Annotated in this window: 17 protein-coding genes and 1 pseudogene; 15 read left to right on the top strand and 3 right to left on the bottom strand. The window is 50.4% G+C overall.

What is annotated here, in order from left to right; genetic code table 11:
• Positions 1-48: 48 nt before the first annotated feature.
• On the bottom strand, positions 49-1,347 hold the full coding sequence (locus N7387_RS03965) for an MFS transporter (RefSeq protein ID WP_025151583.1): 1,299 nt from the start codon (positions 1,345-1,347) through the stop codon (positions 49-51).
• Positions 1,348-1,686: 339 nt separating this feature from the next.
• On the opposite strand from N7387_RS03965, the gene uxuA reads away from it, so the two are divergent.
• The 12 genes from uxuA (at position 1,687) to N7387_RS04025 (ending at position 15,887) form a co-directional block, all read left to right on the top strand.
• Positions 1,687-2,871 (top strand): mannonate dehydratase, encoded by a 1,185-nt coding sequence (gene uxuA / locus N7387_RS03970; RefSeq protein WP_279797080.1) that lies wholly within the window; start codon positions 1,687-1,689, stop codon positions 2,869-2,871.
• 67 nt (positions 2,872-2,938) lie between these two features.
• Complete coding sequence (locus tag N7387_RS03975; protein ID WP_279797081.1) at positions 2,939-4,405, top strand: fructuronate reductase; 1,467 nt, start codon at positions 2,939-2,941, stop codon at positions 4,403-4,405.
• Between the two features lie 13 nt (positions 4,406-4,418).
• Positions 4,419-5,840, top strand: coding sequence for a glucuronate isomerase (gene uxaC, locus N7387_RS03980; protein ID WP_279797082.1), 1,422 nt, complete (start codon positions 4,419-4,421; stop codon positions 5,838-5,840).
• Positions 5,840-6,802 (top strand): sugar kinase, encoded by a 963-nt coding sequence (locus N7387_RS03985; RefSeq protein WP_279797083.1) that lies wholly within the window; start codon positions 5,840-5,842, stop codon positions 6,800-6,802. Before uxaC ends, N7387_RS03985 begins: the two co-directional genes overlap by 1 nt.
• Before the next feature lie 20 nt (positions 6,803-6,822).
• Positions 6,823-7,458, top strand: a complete 636-nt coding sequence (locus N7387_RS03990; protein ID WP_004237933.1) for a bifunctional 4-hydroxy-2-oxoglutarate aldolase/2-dehydro-3-deoxy-phosphogluconate aldolase — start codon at positions 6,823-6,825, stop codon at positions 7,456-7,458.
• Between the two features lie 196 nt (positions 7,459-7,654).
• Positions 7,655-9,475: a two-component system sensor histidine kinase AtoS gene (atoS, locus tag N7387_RS03995; RefSeq protein ID WP_279797158.1), complete on the top strand. Its 1,821-nt coding sequence runs from the start codon at positions 7,655-7,657 to the stop codon at positions 9,473-9,475.
• Complete coding sequence (gene atoC, locus N7387_RS04000; protein WP_262860872.1) at positions 9,462-10,847, top strand: acetoacetate metabolism transcriptional regulator AtoC; 1,386 nt, start codon at positions 9,462-9,464, stop codon at positions 10,845-10,847. The genes atoS and atoC overlap by 14 nt, the downstream gene beginning before the upstream one ends.
• 295 nt (positions 10,848-11,142) lie before the next feature.
• Positions 11,143-11,793, top strand: a complete 651-nt coding sequence (atoD, locus tag N7387_RS04005) for an acetate CoA-transferase subunit alpha (RefSeq protein ID WP_279797085.1) — start codon at positions 11,143-11,145, stop codon at positions 11,791-11,793.
• Between the two features lie 10 nt (positions 11,794-11,803).
• Positions 11,804-12,469 (top strand): 3-oxoacid CoA-transferase subunit B, encoded by a 666-nt coding sequence (locus N7387_RS04010; RefSeq protein WP_262860870.1) that lies wholly within the window; start codon positions 11,804-11,806, stop codon positions 12,467-12,469.
• Positions 12,466-13,788: a TIGR00366 family protein gene (locus N7387_RS04015; RefSeq protein WP_046895044.1), complete on the top strand. Its 1,323-nt coding sequence runs from the start codon at positions 12,466-12,468 to the stop codon at positions 13,786-13,788. The genes N7387_RS04010 and N7387_RS04015 overlap by 4 nt, the downstream gene beginning before the upstream one ends.
• Positions 13,789-13,815: 27 nt before the next feature.
• A complete protein-coding gene (locus N7387_RS04020; RefSeq protein ID WP_279797086.1) occupies positions 13,816-14,997 on the top strand; it encodes an acetyl-CoA C-acetyltransferase in 1,182 nt (393 codons plus the stop codon).
• 557 nt (positions 14,998-15,554) lie between these two features.
• Positions 15,555-15,887 (top strand): helix-turn-helix transcriptional regulator, encoded by a 333-nt coding sequence (locus N7387_RS04025; RefSeq protein ID WP_279797088.1) that lies wholly within the window; start codon positions 15,555-15,557, stop codon positions 15,885-15,887.
• 158 nt (positions 15,888-16,045) lie between these two features.
• Here the strand turns inward: N7387_RS04025 and N7387_RS04030 are convergent.
• Positions 16,046-16,201: pseudogene (locus N7387_RS04030) on the bottom strand (autotransporter outer membrane beta-barrel domain-containing protein); the annotation flags it as partial.
• Between the two features lie 160 nt (positions 16,202-16,361).
• Between N7387_RS04030 and tssD the strand changes: the two are divergent.
• Positions 16,362-16,769 (top strand): type VI secretion system tube protein TssD, encoded by a 408-nt coding sequence (gene tssD, locus N7387_RS04035; RefSeq protein ID WP_279797090.1) that lies wholly within the window; start codon positions 16,362-16,364, stop codon positions 16,767-16,769.
• Between the two features lie 5 nt (positions 16,770-16,774).
• Positions 16,775-17,248, top strand: coding sequence for an Hcp family type VI secretion system effector (locus tag N7387_RS04040; protein ID WP_279797092.1), 474 nt, complete (start codon positions 16,775-16,777; stop codon positions 17,246-17,248).
• Positions 17,249-17,273: 25 nt separating this feature from the next.
• Here the strand turns inward: N7387_RS04040 and N7387_RS04045 are convergent, their stop codons facing one another.
• The gene (locus tag N7387_RS04045; protein ID WP_279797094.1) at positions 17,274-18,011 is read right to left on the bottom strand and encodes a hypothetical protein; all 738 of its coding nucleotides are present in this window, start codon (positions 18,009-18,011) and stop codon (positions 17,274-17,276) included.
• A gap of 64 nt (positions 18,012-18,075) precedes the next feature.
• On the opposite strand from N7387_RS04045, the gene N7387_RS04050 reads away from it, so the two are divergent.
• Complete coding sequence (locus N7387_RS04050) at positions 18,076-18,576, top strand: hypothetical protein (protein ID WP_279797096.1); 501 nt, start codon at positions 18,076-18,078, stop codon at positions 18,574-18,576.
• Positions 18,577-18,634: the final 58 nt, after the last annotated feature.

Below are 18,634 nucleotides of genomic sequence, written 5' to 3' on the forward strand. Positions count from 1 at the left end.
ATACACAGCGGGTTCCCTGTGTATCTCTCCGGTACGGATTTCAGCGGGTCAGTGAGAGACGATTAACGTTTCATCACTATCCTGTGCGGGATCCTGCGGTTCTTTTTTCTCTTTGATCAGAATCCACAGCGCGGCAGCACCGATAAGGTCGAAGACAGCCAGCGCAATAAAGAACGGACCGAAGCCGATGATACCGACGAACGCACCGATAAATAAGTTAAAGATTAACTGACCGGACCATGCACATGCACCGGCCATACCCACAGCGGTTGCCACTTCGTCTTTCTTGAACAGATCCCCGCCGAGGGTGGCGGCAACGGTGGATAACAGCTGGTGAGAGAAACCACCGATACTGATTAACAGCACTGCGACGTACGGGTTCTCAACAATACTGACCAGACCGATAGTGGTCATCAGAACCGCACCGATGGTGAAGGTGATACGGCGAGAGTTGATCAGGGAAACACCGCGGTCGTTAAAGTATTTCGCCACAAATCCGCTGGCCAGACAGCCCAGGTCAGCCATCAGGAACGGCAGCCAGACAAACATCGCGATTTCTTTCAGGCTGAAGTGCAGGGTTTCCACGAAGAAAATCGGTACCCAGAAGTTAATCGTTCCCCATGCCGGGTCCGCGAGGAAACGGGAGAGGCCGATACCCCAGAAGTTACGCTGCTTCAGAATATTGATAACTGAGGTTTTCTCTTTCTTTGCGGATTTGAGATGTTTTTCCTGGCCGTTTTCAATATAGGCACGTTCTTCATCAGACAGACGTTTTGCATCTTTCGGATCTTTATAGAAGAAGAACCAGACGAAGGCGGCGATAATCGCCAGTGCACCGGCGACAATAAAGGCGAACTGCCAGCTGTGGAACATGATACACCAGGCGATCAGCGGCGGAGCCAGCATTGCACCGAAAGAGGTTCCCATATTAAACACACCGGTGGCTATCCCGCGCTCTTTTGCCGGGAACCAGGTGGTGGCGGTTTTCACACCGGCCGGAATGGCGGAAGCTTCACTGAAACCCATGATCCCGCGCATAAAGGCCAGCCCCTGCCAGGAGCCGGTCAGGGCATGAGCCATAGTGGCAAGACCCCAGATGATGGCACAGATAAAGAAGCCGAGTTTCAGGCCAATCGTATCAATAAAGAAGCCCATGATTGGCTGACCGATGGTATATGCCAGCTGAAATGCGCTGACAACCCAGGAATACTGCTCTTTGGTGATCCCCAGGTCATTCATAATGGTCGGTGCTGCGACACCTAATGCGGTACGGTCAAGGTAGTTAATGATGGTTATGAAGCATACCAGCAGAATCATATGCCATCTGTAATGTTTAATTGTTTTCATAGTCAGCCTTTTGAATTTTATGCTGTTTTTCTGTCAACCCTGTCTTTCGGAATGGTTAAACCGGCATGTGGTATTGGTTAACCAAATAGAGGGGCAATCCGTTGCTGTTCACTTATTTTCTTACTGATTCAACGGGATTCTGCATAAAAGGTAGGCATTATTATGTGATCAAACTCGTGGTTTTATATTGGTCGCCCAAAATGATCACCTTATTGTGATCTGGTTAACCAAATTGGTTGACCAGAATGGTTTGCTATGATGTTGTATGTCACTATACCGTTCCGGAAACCTGCTGATGCGTTTTCCGGTTATCTTTACGGAGCATAAACGAGGTTTAGTATGAAACAAACTTGGCGTTGGTACGGACCGGCAGATCCGGTTACTTTATCTGATATTCGTCAGGCGGGCGCTACCGGTATCGTGACAGCGCTGCACCATATCCCGAACGGTGAAATCTGGACCACCGATGAAATTCAGAAGCGCAAGGCGCTGATTGAAGCCAATCATCTGGAATGGACCGTGGTTGAAAGTGTGCCTATCCACGAAGATATCAAAACACAGACCGGTGAGTATGAAAAATGGATTGCCAACTATCAGCAATCCCTGCGCAACCTCGCCGCCTGCGGGATTTATACTGTCTGTTACAACTTCATGCCGGTTCTCGACTGGACCCGTACTGACCTGGAATATGAGCTGCCGGACGGCTCAAAAGCATTGCGTTTTGATCAGATTGAATTTGCGGTGTTCGAGATTTATCTCTTACAGCGCGAAGGGGCTGAGCAGGACTACACCGCAGAAGAACTGGCGCAGGCCAAAACCCGCTTTGAAACCATGCGGGATGACGAAAAACAAAAACTGATAAACAATATTATTGCCGGTCTTCCGGGGGCGGAAGAAGGCTATACTCTTGAACAATTCCGCCAGCACCTGAAACGTTACGCCGGTATCGATAAAGCGAAATTACGTGAGCACTTTGCGTATTTCCTGAATAAAATTATTCCGGTTGCTGAAGAGTGCGGCCTGAAAATGGCGGTGCATCCTGATGATCCTCCGCGTCCTATCCTCGGCTTGCCGCGCATTGTCTCCACGATTGAAGATATGCAGTGGATGGCGGATACCGTCAACAGTGATGCCAACGGTTACACCATGTGTACCGGCTCTTACGGCGTGCGTGCTGATAACGACCTGGTCAATATGATTAAGACCTTTGGTCCGCGGATTTACTTCCTACATCTGCGTTCAACGATGCGTGAAGAAAATCCGAATACCTTCCACGAAGCGGCACATCTGGCCGGTGATGTGGATATGTATAATGTGATCAGCGCGGTTGCCGCCGAAGAGAACCGCCGCCGTGAGAGCGGGTCTGAGTCCCTGATCCCGATGCGTCCGGATCACGGCCATCAGATGCTGGATGATCTGAAGAAGAAAACCAATCCGGGCTATTCCGCCATCGGTCGTCTGAAAGGGCTGGCTGAAATCCGCGGTCTGGAAATGGGTATTCACCGCGCATTCTATACAAAATAATATCTCATACCTTTGTACCTGCCGGGCTGCGGGATCTCTCCCGCAGCCTGCTCCCCGGGAGCCTGTAATGGAAAAGAATCTTGTCACTGCGGACATCACCGCAACGCGTCCTGACTGGACGACTGATCGTCTCACCACCCGTATTGTTCACCTCGGCTGCGGCGCGTTTCACCGCGCACATCAGGCGCTGTACACCCATCACGTATTAGAAAAAACAGACAGCGACTGGGGTTACTGCGAAGTTAACCTGATGTCGGCACAGGATGCGGCGCTGATCGAAGGGCTGAAAGCCCAGTCCATGCTGTATACCGTGGCGGAGAAAGGGGCGGATAACACAGAGCTGAAAATTATCGGCTCGATGAAAGAAGCGATGCACCCGCTGATCGACGGTATTGATGCGGTGATTGAGAAAATGGCTTCTCCGGATGTCAGTATTGTTTCCCTGACCGTGACGGAAAAAGGCTATTGCACCGATCCGGCGACCGGGCAGCTCGACCCGGAAAATGCGCTGATTAAACAGGATCTGGCGACACCGGAGACCCCGCGCTCTGCGATCGGCTATATCACAGCGGCACTGAAACGCCGTCATGAGCGCGGCCTGCCGCCGTTTACGGTGCTCTCCTGTGACAACGTTCGTGAGAATGGTCATGTTGCCCGTGAAGCCGTACTCGGCCTGGCGCGGTTACAGGATCCGGCGCTGGCGGAGTGGATTGAAGCCAATGTGACGTTCCCGTGTACCATGGTTGACCGCATTGTCCCGGCCGCCACCCCGGAAACGCTGGCGGAAATCGCACAACTGCTGGGAACGGAAGATCACTGTGCTATCGCCTGTGAGCCATTCCGTCAGTGGGTGATTGAAGACAATTTTGTGAACGGTCGTCCTGAATGGGACTGTGCCGGTGCGCAGTTTGTGCAGGATGTGGTGCCGTTTGAATTAATGAAGCTGCGGATGCTCAACGGCAGCCACTCCTTCCTGGCGTATCTCGGTTATCTCGGCGGTTATGCGCATATTTCCGATACCATGACCAATCCGGATTACCGCAAAGCTGCACGCGCGCTGATGCTGGATGAGCAGGCGCCGACTCTCACCATGCCGGAAGAAACCGACCTGGTTGCCTATGCGGATAACCTGATTGACCGCTTTACCAACCCGTCCCTGAAACACCAGACATGGCAGATTGCGATGGACGGCAGCCAGAAGCTCCCGCAGCGTCTGCTGGACCCGGTCGCACAGCATATTGCGGACGGCAGCGATTATCGTCATTTGGTGCTGGGTGTGGCGGGCTGGATGCGTTATGTCAGCGGCACCGATGAACAGGGTAACAAAATCGATGTGCGTGACCCGCTGGCAGAAACCTTCGCGGCAATCTATGCAAAACACGGTTTGTCCGTTGCGGTGGTGGATGAGCTGCTGGCGATTGAATCTATTTTCGGTAACGACCTGCCGAAACAGCAGGGCTTTGTTGATGCGGTGAAACGCGCGTATCAGCAGTTACTTGATGTCGGTGCCCGTCAGGCCGTTGCCGCACTGTAATCCCGGAGAGTTTATGAAACAGTTTCTTTGCGAAGACTTTTTACTGCACAGCGACATTGCCCGCCGTCTTTATCATGACTACGCGGCGGACATGCCAATCTATGACTATCACTGTCACCTGAACCCGCGTGAAATCGCGGAAAACCGCCGTTTTGATAACCTAGGTCAGATCTGGCTGGAGGGGGATCACTACAAATGGCGCGGCATGCGTTCGGCAGGAATTCCGGAATCGCTTATCACCGGGCGCGACAGCAGTGATTATGAAAAATATCAGGCGTGGGCAAAAACCGTACCGATGACCCTCGGTAACCCGCTTTATCACTGGACGCATCTGGAACTGCGCCGCCCGTTCGGTATCACCGGCAACGTGTTCGGGCCGGAAACGGCACAAAGCATCTGGGATGAGGCCAATGAAAAACTGGCACAGCCGGCATTTTCCGCACGCGGCATTATGCAGCAGATGAACGTGCATATGGTCGGTACCACCGATGACCCGGCAGATTCGCTGGAATACCACCGGCAGATTGCGCAGGATGACAGCTTTGATATTGAGGTGCGTCCGAGCTGGCGTCCGGATCGCGCGTTTAAAATTGAACTGGACGGCTTTACGGATTATATCGCGAAGCTCGGACAGAGTGCCGATGTGGATATCCGTCGTTTCAGCGATCTGCTGACCGCGCTGGAACGCCGTCTGGTACACTTTGCACAGCACGGCTGTGTTGCCTCAGACCACGGTATTGAAATTCTGCGCTATGCGCCGGTGCCGGATGAATCGGTGCTGGATGCGATTCTGCAGAAACGTCTTGCCGGGGAAATCCCGGATGAAACCGCCACCGCGCAGTTTGCAACGGCGGTGCTGGTCTGGCTCGGAAAGCAGTATGCGAAACGCGGCTGGGTGATGCAGTTGCACATCGGTGCGCTGCGTAACAACAACACGCGCATGTTTAAGCTGCTCGGTGCCGACAGCGGTTTTGATTCCATCGGTGACGCGCCGGTGGCGTATCCGCTTTCACGTCTGCTTGATGAAATGGATAAAACCGATGAGCTGCCGCGCACTATCCTTTACTGCCTGAACCCGCGTGATAACGAAGTGCTGGCGACCATGATCGGCAACTTCCAGGGCGGCGGTATTGCGGGCAAAATTCAGTTCGGTTCCGGCTGGTGGTTCAACGACCAGAAAGACGGCATGCAGCGTCAGCTCGAGCAGTTGTCACAGCTGGGGCTGTTAAGCCAGTTTGTCGGCATGCTGACAGATTCCCGCAGTTTCCTGTCCTATACTCGTCATGAATACTTCCGCCGCATTCTGTGTAATATGCTTGGCACACTGGCGGTAAACGGCGAAATTCCGGCAGATGAAACCATGCTGGGGCAGATGGTACGTGATATCTGTTTCAATAATGCACAGTGTTATTTTTCCGCTGCAAAAGGTGAATAATGACAGTGAAACGCATTGGTCTGATCGGCGAGTGCATGATAGAACTCAACGGTGCGCCGTTCGGGGAAATGGTTCAGCGCTACGGCGGTGATGCCCTGAACAGTGCGGTTTATCTGGCCCGCGCGGCAGGAGACGCCGTTGAGGTGAATTTCATCTCCGCGATGGGAACCGATCCGCTCAGTAAAGGGATGATCAGCCGCTGGCAGGCGGAAGGTGTTAATACCGCGCATGTGCTGATCGACCCGCATCATCAGCCGGGGTTATACCTTATCCAGCTGGATGAGCAGGGCGAGCGCACGTTCCTTTACTGGCGCAATGATTCCGCAGCGCGCTATCTTGTCCGTCATCCGGATTACCCGGCACTGCTGGCACAACTTGCGCAGATGGATGCCATTTATCTCAGCGGGATCAGCCTCGCCATTCTGCCGCCGCAGGACCGGCTGCGGCTGCTGGATGACCTGAAAACACTGTCACAGCAGGGAAAAACCATTCTGTTTGACAGTAACTACCGCCCGGCACTGTGGGCGAATGAAAATGAAACCCGCGATTGTTATCAGGCGATGTATGCACTGACCGATATGGCACTGGTCACTGATGATGACGAAGCGCGGCTGTGGGGCGACAGCGACCGCAACGCGACCTTTGCCCGTCTGGCAAAAGCCGGGGTGAAGCAGGCGATTATCAAAGCGGGTGCTCAGGGGTGTGACTACCGTGATCTGCGCACTGATGCACCGGCTATCAATATTGCCACCATTCCGGCGGAACAGGTGGTTGATACCACCTCTGCCGGTGATGCCTTTAACGCCGGGTTCCTGGCGGGCTGGCTGACCGGTGCGGATATTGAACGCGCTGCCCGGATGGGCCACCGGCTTGCAGGTGTGGTGATTCAGCACAAAGGGGCGATTATCCCGCAGGCGGCAACCCGCCCGGTCACTGATACTTTACTGAATAACACGTTTTAACGGGAAAAGAGGAGAACGAGATGTCCGAATTACAGGCAATGATTACCCGTTTCCGGCAGCTGAAAATTGTGCCGGTGATCGCCGTGGATAACGCGGAAGATATTATCCCGTTAGGCAATGCGCTGGCGGACAACGGTCTGCCGGTGGCGGAAATCACTTTCCGTACTGAGTGTGCGGCGGAAGCGATCAAACTGCTGCGCGAAGCCCGCCCGGATATGCTGGTGGGCGCAGGAACCGTGATTAACCGCGAGCAGGTGCGCCAGGCGAAAGCCGCCGGGGCACAGTTTGTCGTCTCTCCCGGTCTGAACCCGAACACTGTCCAGGCGTGTCAGCAGATTGATATCCCGATTGTGCCGGGGATCAACAACCCCAGCGCGGTTGAGCAGGCACTGGAGCTGGGCATCGATTTCGTAAAATTCTTCCCGGCAGAGCCGTCAGGCGGCATTCCGATGATCAAAGCCATGCTGGCGCCGTATCACCAGTTACAGGTGATGCCGACCGGCGGTATCGGGCTGAACAATATCCGCGACTATCTGGCTATCCCGCAGATTGTGGCCTGCGGCGGATCGTGGATGGTGCCGGCTTCGCTAATCAAAGCAAAAGATTGGGCCGCCATCGGCAAACTGGCGCGTGAAGCCAGTGAGTTTGTGAAGTAAGGATTTTTTACTGTTCCGGCAGCAGACCCCCTCTCTGCTGCCGTATTACCGGTTTTCTCCTGCCTGTAACATTCTGAATCATCAATTATCCTGTTGTTTTTACAGAGATTCCGGAACTATGACCGTTCGCAAAGATATTTTTTAATCAGTTGTATATGCTGGTGAATCATACTGCTTTTCAGACGGGCCTTCTGTGTTGCATAAATATTATCCCTTCAGTCTGCGTGACAAACTCATATTGATGGCCATTCTGCTGGTCACCGTGCCGACACTTATCATCGGTTATTTTGTGGAAACAGAGGGGCGTTCCGCACTGTTGCAGGAGAAACGAAACAAACTCTATTCCGTTGCCGGTCTGCTGGAACAGGCACTGAATGATGAATATGACCTTGCCGCATCCCTGCCGCGTGACCAGCGCCTGGCGCTGATCAGCGAAAAGCTGTATCCGGCGGCGGAGATTATCACTTCCACCTTCCCGGGGGTCGGTGCCGGGTATTACCACCGCGAACTTGACGGTATTGTGACCTATTCCCCGCGCGCCCGTTACGGTAATAAAACCGGCACCCGCATCAGTGAGGATCACCCCGGCCGTCATGTGATGGCAACGGGAGAGCCGGAAGTCGGCTGGGGAACCCAGGTGCGCGGCAATATTATGAACGCCATGATTCCGGTCAGACGAAATGGTGAGGTGATCGGTTATATCTGGGCGAACGAACTGACGGATGATATTGACCGTCAGGCGCTGGAGATGGATATCAAAATTATCGCGGTTATTGCACTCGGGATCCTGTTCAGTCTGCTGATTATTATCGTCTTCTCCCGTCATTTCAGCCGGGATATCGGGGCGATTAAAAGCGGCCTCAGTGATCTCTCTCATGACCTCAATACCCATCTGCCGATGATGAAAGGGGAAATGGGGGAGATCAGTGACAGCGTCAACGCGCTGGCACAGGCACTGCGGGAGATGAAAACCCTCAACGAACTGATTATTGAAAGTGCGGCGGACGGCGTGATCGCGGTGGATATCAACGGCTGCGTCACCATGATTAACCCGGCGGCGGAAGAGATAACCGGCTATCTGGAGCGGGATCTGCACGGCAAATATTACGGTGATGTTTTTGAGGGGCGGAGTTTCTCCAGCCCGGTTCTTGATACCCTGAAGCGCGGTATTGAGCACGTCAGCCTCGAAATTGAATATCCCGCCCGTGACCGCACCATTCAGATAAACGTCAGCACCAGCCGCATCCGTAATGCGGGCGGGGAGCTTATCGGCGCACTGGTGATATTTAAAGATCTCACCGCGCAGAAAGAGGTTCAGCGCCGTATGCAGCAGGCGGAAAAACTCGCGACACTCGGCGAGCTGATGGCAGGTGTGGCCCATGAGGTGCGCAACCCGCTGACGGCGATCAGCGGTTTCGTGCAGATCCTCAAAGAACTGGAACATCACCCGGATAAACTGGAATACATCAGTATTATTCTCAAGGAAGTGGATTCCATTGACCGGATCATCCGCCAGCTGCTTGATTTCTCCCGGCCGCAGACCGGCACATTCCGCCCGATCAGCGTCAACCGGCTGATTGAAGAGGCGCTGGTGCTGGTCAAAACCAAAGGGGTGGAAGCGCGGGTCACCTTTACCTGGGAGCCGGATGACACACTGCCGCTGATTGAGGCCAACAGCGAACTGCTGCGTCAGGTGCTGCTCAATATCATGATAAACGCGGTGCAGTCGATTCCGGCCAGAGGCAATCTCTTTATCTCCACCTGTTACATGGAGGAGCAGCGGGTCATGATGGTGATCCGTGATGACGGCACCGGTATCCCGGCGGCGCTGCAAAAGAAAATTTTTGACCCGTTCTTTACCACCAAAGCCTCGGGAACCGGGCTGGGACTGGCTATCAGCCAGCGGATCATTGCCGGTCACGGCGGTGATATTTTCCTTGAAAGTCAGGAACATCACGGAACGACGTTCACCATAACGTTGCCGATAACGCAGGGTAAGAAAAATGATTACACATAAACCGTACCGGCTTCTGATCGTTGATGATGAAAAAAATCTCAGCCGGATGCTACAGACCGCCTTTTCTATTGATGGTCATGAAACCCGGGTGGCGGAGGACGGTGAGGCAGCACTGATAAGCTTTGTGCAGGACAAACCGGATGTGGTGCTGATGGATATCCGCATGCCGAAACTGGACGGCATTGAGGCCCTCAAACGGATGCGGGAGCTGAACCCGGAAGTCCCGGTCATTCTGATGACTGCTTATGCCGCGGTGGAAACCGCCGTGGACGCGCTGCGTCTCGGGGCGTTTGATTATGTCATCAAGCCCTTCGACCTGACGGAGCTGAAACTGCTTATCTCCCGTGCATTACAGCTGCAGGAGATGAAACAGGAAATCAATCTGCTGCACCGTGAACTGAGCGACAGCTACCAGTGGGGACGGGTGCTGACCCGTAACCCGAAAATGATGGAAATCTGCCGTGATATCGCCAAAGTCTCACGCAGCCAGGCGACGGTGCTTATCACCGGAGAAAGCGGCACCGGGAAGGAAGTGGTGGCACGGGCGATCCATTACAACAGCGAAAGAGCCAACGGCCCCTTTATTAAAGTGAACTGCGGGGCGCTGCCCGGCTCGCTGCTGGAAAGTGAGCTGTTCGGTCATGAAAAGGGCGCATTTACCGGGGCGCAGGTACAGCGTCAGGGATTGTTTGAACGTGCCGGCGGCGGCACTCTGCTGCTCGATGAGGTTGGTGAAATGCCGGCGGATTTACAGGTGAAACTGCTGCGGGTGGTGCAGGAAAAAGAATTCGAGCGGGTCGGCGGCAGTAAAACCATCCGCGTGGATATCCGCATTATTGCCGCGACTAACCGCGACATGCATGAACGGGTGCGGGAAGGGCATTTCCGTCAGGATCTGTTTTACCGCCTCAATGTGATTCACCTGAATTTGCCGCCGCTGCGTGAGCGACCGGAGGATGTGGGTTTGCTGGCCTCCCATTTTCTGCAGAAATTCAGTCAGGAAAATAACCGCGATATTGTCGAACTGGCACCGGAAACTCTGGCATTGCTGATGAATTATCCGTGGCCGGGCAATGTGCGGGAGATTTCCAACGTGATTGAACGGGCAGTGATTATGAGCACCGGTTATGTGATTTTCCCGGAAGATCTGCCGGAGCCGCTATTGGCTCAGGTCCGCAGCCAGCCGGTGGCACTGATTCCGGTCACGCAGGAGCCGGGACTGAATCTGAAAGAGAATATTAAAGCTTACGAGAAAGAGCTGATTATTTCCGCCCTGGCGGAATTTCAGAATAACAAAACCCATACCGCCTCTGCGCTGGGGATCAGCCGCCGGGCATTAATGTATAAATTGCAGGAATACGATATTGAATAATCGGTATCAATAATAATTTTATATCGATAATTAAAAATTATTATGAAAAGCACAGTGAAAATAAATTCACCGTGCTTTTTTTGTTGTGAATAATTTTTCACACTGTGCATTTTATTTCACTGTTATAAATGAATAATTTATTTATTATATGTTAATAGATTTATTTTCATTTCAATCAAGTCAATAAATATCAGTAAGTTAAAATAGTATCAATATAATAAAAAACAGGTTTTATTATTGGCATAGCGCTTGCTATTACCCTTGTGTCTATATTTTTTTATAAAAGGGAAGTGCTATGAAGAATAAACAAATAACGGTGAAAAAAGCCGGTGAATTTTTTCGTGACGGCATGACAATTATGGTCGGCGGATTTATGGGTGTCGGTACGCCGCCGCGTTTAATGACTGAATTATTAGAATCCGGCGTCAAAGAGTTAACCATTATCGCCAACGACACGGCATTTGTGGATACCGGCCTTGGCCCGCTGATTGTCAATGGCCGGGTAAAAAAAGTGATTGCTTCCCATATCGGGACAAACCCGGAAACCGGGCGGCGGATGATCGCCGGTGAAATGGATGTACAACTGATCCCGCAGGGCACGCTGGCAGAGCAAATCCGCTGCGGCGGTGCCGGGCTGGGCGGATTCCTCACCCCCACCGGTGTCGGTACGGTCGTGGAAGAAGGCAAACAAAAAATTACCCTTGATGGTCGCGATTATCTCCTCGAACTCCCCCTGCGCGCTGACCTGGCGCTGATTCAGGCACAAAAAGCTGACCCGCTCGGCAACCTCACGTATGACCTCAGTGCCCGCAACTTTAACCCGCTGATGGCGCTGGCGGCGGATATCACCCTTGCCGAGCCGGACGAAATAGTCGCGGTGGGGGATATCGACCCGGATTGTGTTGCCACACCCGGGGCAATTATTGACTGGCTGATTTCAGAATAAGGAAAACATCATGAATGCAAAAGAATTAATCGCCCGCCGTGTGGCACTGGAACTGAATGACGGTGATGTGGTGAATCTCGGGATCGGGCTGCCGACGCAGGTGGCGAACTATCTGCCGGAAGGCGTGCATATCACCCTGCAGTCAGAAAACGGTTTTCTCGGCCTCGGGCCGGTAACCACGCCGGATAAGAATCTGGTGAACGCAGGCGGTCAGCCGTGCGGCATCCTGCCGGGGGCGTCGATGTTTGACAGCGCCTTCTCTTTCGCCCTGATCCGCGGCGGTCATGTGGATGCCAGCGTACTGGGCGGCTTACAGGTGGATGAACAGGCCAACCTCGCCAACTGGGTGGTACCGGGCAAAATGGTGCCGGGTATGGGCGGCGCAATGGATCTTGTGACCGGCGCACGCAAAGTGATCATTGCCATGGAACACTGTGCAAAAGACGGTTCCGCTAAAATCCTGCCGGAATGCACCATGCCGCTGACCGCCGTGAAAGCGGTGGATGTGCTGGTAACGGAACTGGCGTTATTCCGCTTTGAAAACGATCAGATGGTGTTGTGTGAATACGCGCCGGGGACGGATATCGATACTATCCGCGAAAAAACCGCTGCGCATTTTATTGTGTCACCGGCTGTCTGTGAAATGCCGCTGGTGACGGCGGGGGAAACCGTATGATAGGACGCATCTCACGAGTCATGACCCGTGTGGTGAGCCGCTATCTGCCGGATCCGCTGATCTTCGCAATGCTGCTGACCATGCTGACGTTTGTTATCGCGCTGGCACTCACACCAAGCACACCGATGGATCTGGTGAATTTATGGGGGAACGGATTCTGGAATCTGCTGGCGTTCGGGATGCAGATGGCGCTGATCATCGTGACCGGTCACGCGCTGGCCAGCTCCCCGCCGGTTAAACGCATTCTGCGGCTGACCGCCTCGCTGGCAAAAACCCCGGTTCAGGGGGTGATGCTGGTGACGTTTTTCGGCTCGGTGGCCTGTGTGATTAACTGGGGTTTCGGGCTGGTGGTCGGGGCGATGTTTGCCCGCGAAGTGGCCCGCCGTGTGCCGGGCTCTGACTACCCGCTGCTGATCGCCTGTGCCTATATCGGGTTTATGACCTGGGGCGGCGGCTTCTCCGGCTCCATGCCGTTACTGGCCGCCACACCGGGTAACCCTGTCGAGCATATCGCCGGGCTTATCCCTGTCAGCCAGACCATGTTCACCGGGTATAACCTGTTTATCACCCTGACACTGATTCTGGTGATGCCGTTTGTCACCCGCATGATGATGCCGCGCAAAGACGACATCATGATGATTGACCCGGCGCTGCTCGAAGAAGAGCCGGATTTCCAGAAAAAATTACCGGAAGACGCACCGGTTTCTCTCCGGATGGAAGAGAGCCGCCTTATCGCGTGGATTATCGGGATTCTGGGCTTCACGTTCCTCGGCATGTACTTCATCAAAAACGGTTTCAATATCACCATTAACACCGTGAATATGATTTTTCTGCTGACCGGCCTGCTGCTGCATAAAACCCCGATGGCGTACATGCGTGCCGTCAGTGCCGCCGCCCGCAGTACCGCCGGGATCCTCGTGCAGTTCCCGTTCTATGCCGGTATCCAGCTCATGATGGAAGGCTCCGGACTGGGCGGGCTTATCACTGAATTCTTTATCAATGTCGCCAACAAAGAAACCTTCCCGCTGATGACGTTCTTCAGCTCTGCGCTGATCAACTTTGCCGTGCCGTCAGGCGGCGGTCACTGGGTGATTCAGGGGCCGTTTGTTATTCCGGCGGCCCAGGCGCTGGGGGCTGATCTCGGTAAATCCGTAATGGCGATTGCCTACGGAGAGCAGTGGATGAACATGGCACAGCCGTTCTGGGCACTTCCGGCACTGGCGATCGCCGGGCTGGGGGTCAGGGACATTATGGGGTACTGCATCACCGCCCTGCTGCTCTCGGCACCGATTTTCATTCTTGGCCTCGTTTTCTTCTGACAGATACTAAACAGTAAGGATTTCGCAATGGAAAATATCGTTATTGTCAGTGCCGTGCGTACCGCAATCGGCAACTTTAACGGCGCACTGGCGGGTGTCAGTGCCGTGGAACTCGGCTCGGCAGTGGTCAGCGCATTACTGAAAAAAACGCAGCTGGAACCGGGGCTGGTGGATGAAGTGATTATGGGGAACGTATTACAGGCGGGGCTCGGACAGAACCCGGCGCGCCAGATCCTGCTGCGCAGCGGCATACCTGAAAGCGCCTGTGCCTTCACTGTCAATAAAGTATGCGGCTCCGGCCTGAAGAGTGTCGCACTGGGCGCACAGGCGATCAGCAGCGGTAACGCGGACATTATTATTGCGGGCGGTACGGAAAATATGAGTCAGGCGCCGTATCTGCTCGACAGCCGGGCCCGCCGGGGTTACCGGCTGGGTGACGGTGTGGTGCATGATGTGATCCTGCGTGACGGCCTGCTGTGTGCTGAAAATAATTATCATATGGGGATCACTGCGGAGAACATCGCCAACGCTTATCATCTGACCCGCGAAGAGCAGGATGCACTGGCACTGTCCTCACAGCAGAAAGCCGTCAGCGCGATTGAGCGTGGTGCCTTTAAGGCGGAAATCGTGCCGGTGACGGTGAAAAGCCGTAAAGGGGATATCGTGGTGGATACCGATGAGTTCCCGAAAGCCGGATCAACGGCAGAAGGGCTGGCGAAACTGCGTCCGGCTTTTGATAAAGCGGGAACCGTCACTGCCGGTAATGCCTCCGGTATCAATGACGGTGCGGCAGCACTGATGCTGATGACGGAAACCCGTGCCAAATCACTGGGACTGACACCGCTTGCCCGTATCCGCGGTTATGCTTCCGGCGGGGTTTCGCCGTCAATGATGGGTCTGGGGCCGGTTCCGGCCACGCGGAAAGTGCTGGAAAAAACGGGGCTGTCACTGAAGGATATCGATCTTATCGAAGCCAACGAAGCATTTGCCTCCCAGTTCCTCGCGGTCGGCCGTGACCTGGGGTTTGACCCTGAAAAAGTGAACATCAACGGCGGGGCGATTGCCCTGGGTCACCCGATTGGTGCAAGTGGTGCCCGTATCCTGGTGACACTGCTGCATGCATTACAGGCTCAGAATAAAACCACCGGACTGGCGACACTGTGTATCGGTGGCGGGCAGGGGATTGCGATGGTGATTGAACGTCTGTAATCCGGTGGCATAAAAGCTGTCTGTTCAGCCGGTGGCAGGATAACGGTCACCGGCTTTTTTTGCGCCGTTTTCGGTCTTTTTGACAAAATCTGAAGTAAGTTAATTTCCCGGGTAAAATATTTACATTAATTTAATTTATTAAATGTGGTTTGATAGTCATATTAGGATGAGTTTTCATTCTGTTATGCTGAAATCCGAGGTGTGGGATCAAACACACCTTTTCACATCCTGTAAAAGCTCGGAATTTTTATTCGAATGAAGTGAAAACATGTTTTTTTTCTAATTATTTGGTATATAACACTTATTTTACTAATTCATTGTTCTTTCGATCGATTTATATTTTGTGATATTATCTCGTTACACTATGATTTTAAAGGTGAAACATATAGAAACATCCGGTCTCATTTTCCCTTTCATGTACTCACAAACAGTATAACCTTTGGTTTTTCAAAAATGCCCCTATCTGCGATAAACTACTTATAGTTTTAAGTGTTTTCTCCGGGATCAGTGAGCTAAACAAGGAATTTTAGTGATGGTCTTTATAGGGTTATTGATTAATGATGAAGAAATATGCAGTATCCGAAGCTATCGGACAGGTTATCAGACAATACCGGACCAATGCAGGTCTGACCACAAAGCAGCTGGCACACAGAATAGGGATCAGCCAGCAGCAGCTTTCGCGTTATGAGCGGGGGGTAAATCGTATCGATGTGGACACGTTGTTACGTATCAGTCTGGCGTTCAGACTCACTCCGGGGCGTTTTTTTGAGGAAATGAATGCAACCGGCACCGGGCTGGATGACATTATGTATGAAAATGAAGACGGGAATATTCAGGAAATCCGGATGAGCCTTATTGCGGACAGCATTATTTCGCCGCGTGATTTTTAATTACGATTATTTCCGCTTTTAAATAAAAAAGACAGACCGGTACAGTTTATTTACGGATTACTGTACGGGTTTGCCGTGTCCGGTACATGGCTGAACAGGCTGTGCTGCTCAGTCCCGGATATATTATCCGGGATGAGTCTGCCGGAGACGGTAACGGTTTAAAAAAGGTATTTAACACCCGGCATAGCCTGCGTATCACGGTATCCGGCATCGCCGATCTGCTGAGCGATGTTACCCCGGAGATTCAGGTTGGTATTAATCTGCCCCTCAACCCCTGCTTTTATTTCCCCGATATTCCGGGTACCGGCTACATCAAATTGTAGTGGTCAACTAAAACTCCCCCATTTTACATAATGGGTCTTGCACGCACCTCGTTTGTAACTGCAATTTTTACTTACGATAACGCAATTGCATCAATATGAATAATGTGATGAACTTAAGCTATATTTAACATATGCATTATGAGGATCGGTAATGTCACGTGCTATCTACCTGTCAGTAACCGGCGAGAACCAGGGATTGATCTCACAGGGAGCATCTTCCGGAGAGTCACTGGGTTGTTATTATCAACCCGGGCATGAGGATGAAATTTACATCACAAGCCTGGAGCAGCGGACATCCAGACGTGACGAGAGCGTCAATAGGAACGTTATATTTACCAAATTAATTGATTCAGCATCACCGTTATTATTTGAAGCTATTCAGAACAATGAAGAATTAAAAATGCACTTTAATTTCATGGAGAATGGCTCTATTAAAAAGTCAACATCAAGGAAAGGATTTATTAAATCTATTGATGAAGATATTTCAGACAAGAATGGTATGGAAACTGTTTTTGTTGATCTTTACGAATATAAAGTTGATTATTTTAATGTGGAGTAGGTGATTTGGCTAATAACATATACCTTAAAGTACATGGTAAAAATCAGGGAAGTATTTCATCTGGTTGTTCAACATACGATTCCATTGGAAATAAATATCAGACTAATCATCGTGATGAAATATTGGTTATTTCTTTATCGTTTGATATTTCAAGATCTCAAAATTTGAGCCATCACCCTATATCTATAACAAAATATATTGATAAATCAACACCATTATTAATGGTGGCAATAACAAACAATGAAATGATCGACTGCAGCATATCCTACTTCAGAACTTCTAGTGAAGGTTCACAAGAAAAATACATGGAGATTAAATTAACAAACGCATCGATCATTAATTACTCTCAGGTTAATGCTCACTCTATAACGGAAAATGAAGTTTTACCTAGTGAGATAATATTACTTTCATATGAAAGTATAACTTGCAATCATTTGATTGCAGGGACGTCAGGGTATAGTATTGCTAGCAACGTATAAAAAGTATAAGTGATGATGCTATCAATTATACTTTTATCATATCAATATATAACATTACAATTTCATCGAAAAGGGGTTTGTTTGTTCGATATAAATATATAGCGTCAACATAAACACCAATATATGGCTCCATCATAAAATATAGAAGATCCAGACCGCCATTTTTTCTTAGCTCCCAATATAAATCAAGGGACTTGTCACTCAATTCCCTTGATTTATAAGCTGATTTTGCTTTTATGGCTGGTAATGTCATTGCCGTCATTACACCTTTTTTTAAGGCGAATTTAGCCCAAAAACTCTCTACCCTTATTAGTGCGTTTATCCCAAACTTCTCTGCTATTATTAAGGATAGCGCCATCTCTGTCGCTTTTTTGCTTAATAGCTTGGCTGCTAATTTTTTCCTTGCTTCTTCACCTATTAATTTGAAATAAAATGCGTAGGTTATATGTATTATTTTTTTCAGGTTATTAATATTTACCCGGCCATCAACTATCATAACAATGAGTCGATCAAGCGCTTCTCGCTTCCAGGCGACATCACCTTGATCTAAAAAATCATAGGAAGCATAGCCTACCCCTGTAACTAAAGAACTAACTGCTTCAAGTGAACCATCTAAAATGGACCCCACATAACCAGAGTCATTGAATGTATTGCTCATTTTTGTTGCCTTAATAAAGGCTTCATGGCTGACGCCAAGCTTATTTGAAGCATCAATAGTATAGACACTTCGCCCTACCATTCCTCCGACCTGATACATCCCCATATTTACATATCCTTATACTAATATTAATATGATGAGCTAGTATTATAACTACATGGTGAATGAAATGAAAGATAATTCTAAGCGTAATATTTTTTTTGTATTTTTAATTTTAGTTGTTTTAATTATAATTATGTCAGTATTCTTTTTTAAGAATAAATTACCGGTGCTATGCACTATTGAAAATGAGAATATAATTTGTGGTGATGTGGTTGATGTTAATTTAAATAGCGCTAAGTTATATGATATAAAAAATAAAAAAATATACATTTACGATGAGGACTTATTTAATAGTGATGTAAAGTATTATAGTTACGTGACATCAAAAACAGAAATAAAAACATTGAATGAAATTATAAATGATGCAAACAGAGTTAACTCTGGCAATAATAAAGTTAAAATAATGAAAATAGACCAAGAGTCAAAATATATCATAGCAAATGATTGGGATGATAATTATACAAGAGATACCATTAATATAGATGGAGAGATAGTTTTTATATCTGATTCAGATATTATTAATTTTAATTATTTTTATGGTGAGGTTTTCCGTAAGTATAAAAATTGAAAAAAGGGGGTGCAGACCCCTTATAAAAATATCGTTTTAGTTTATTAAATCAATGTTT

This window comes from Morganella sp. GD04133 (assembly GCF_029835375.1).
In the GTDB taxonomy this organism is placed as follows: domain Bacteria; phylum Pseudomonadota; class Gammaproteobacteria; order Enterobacterales; family Enterobacteriaceae; genus Morganella; species Morganella morganii_B.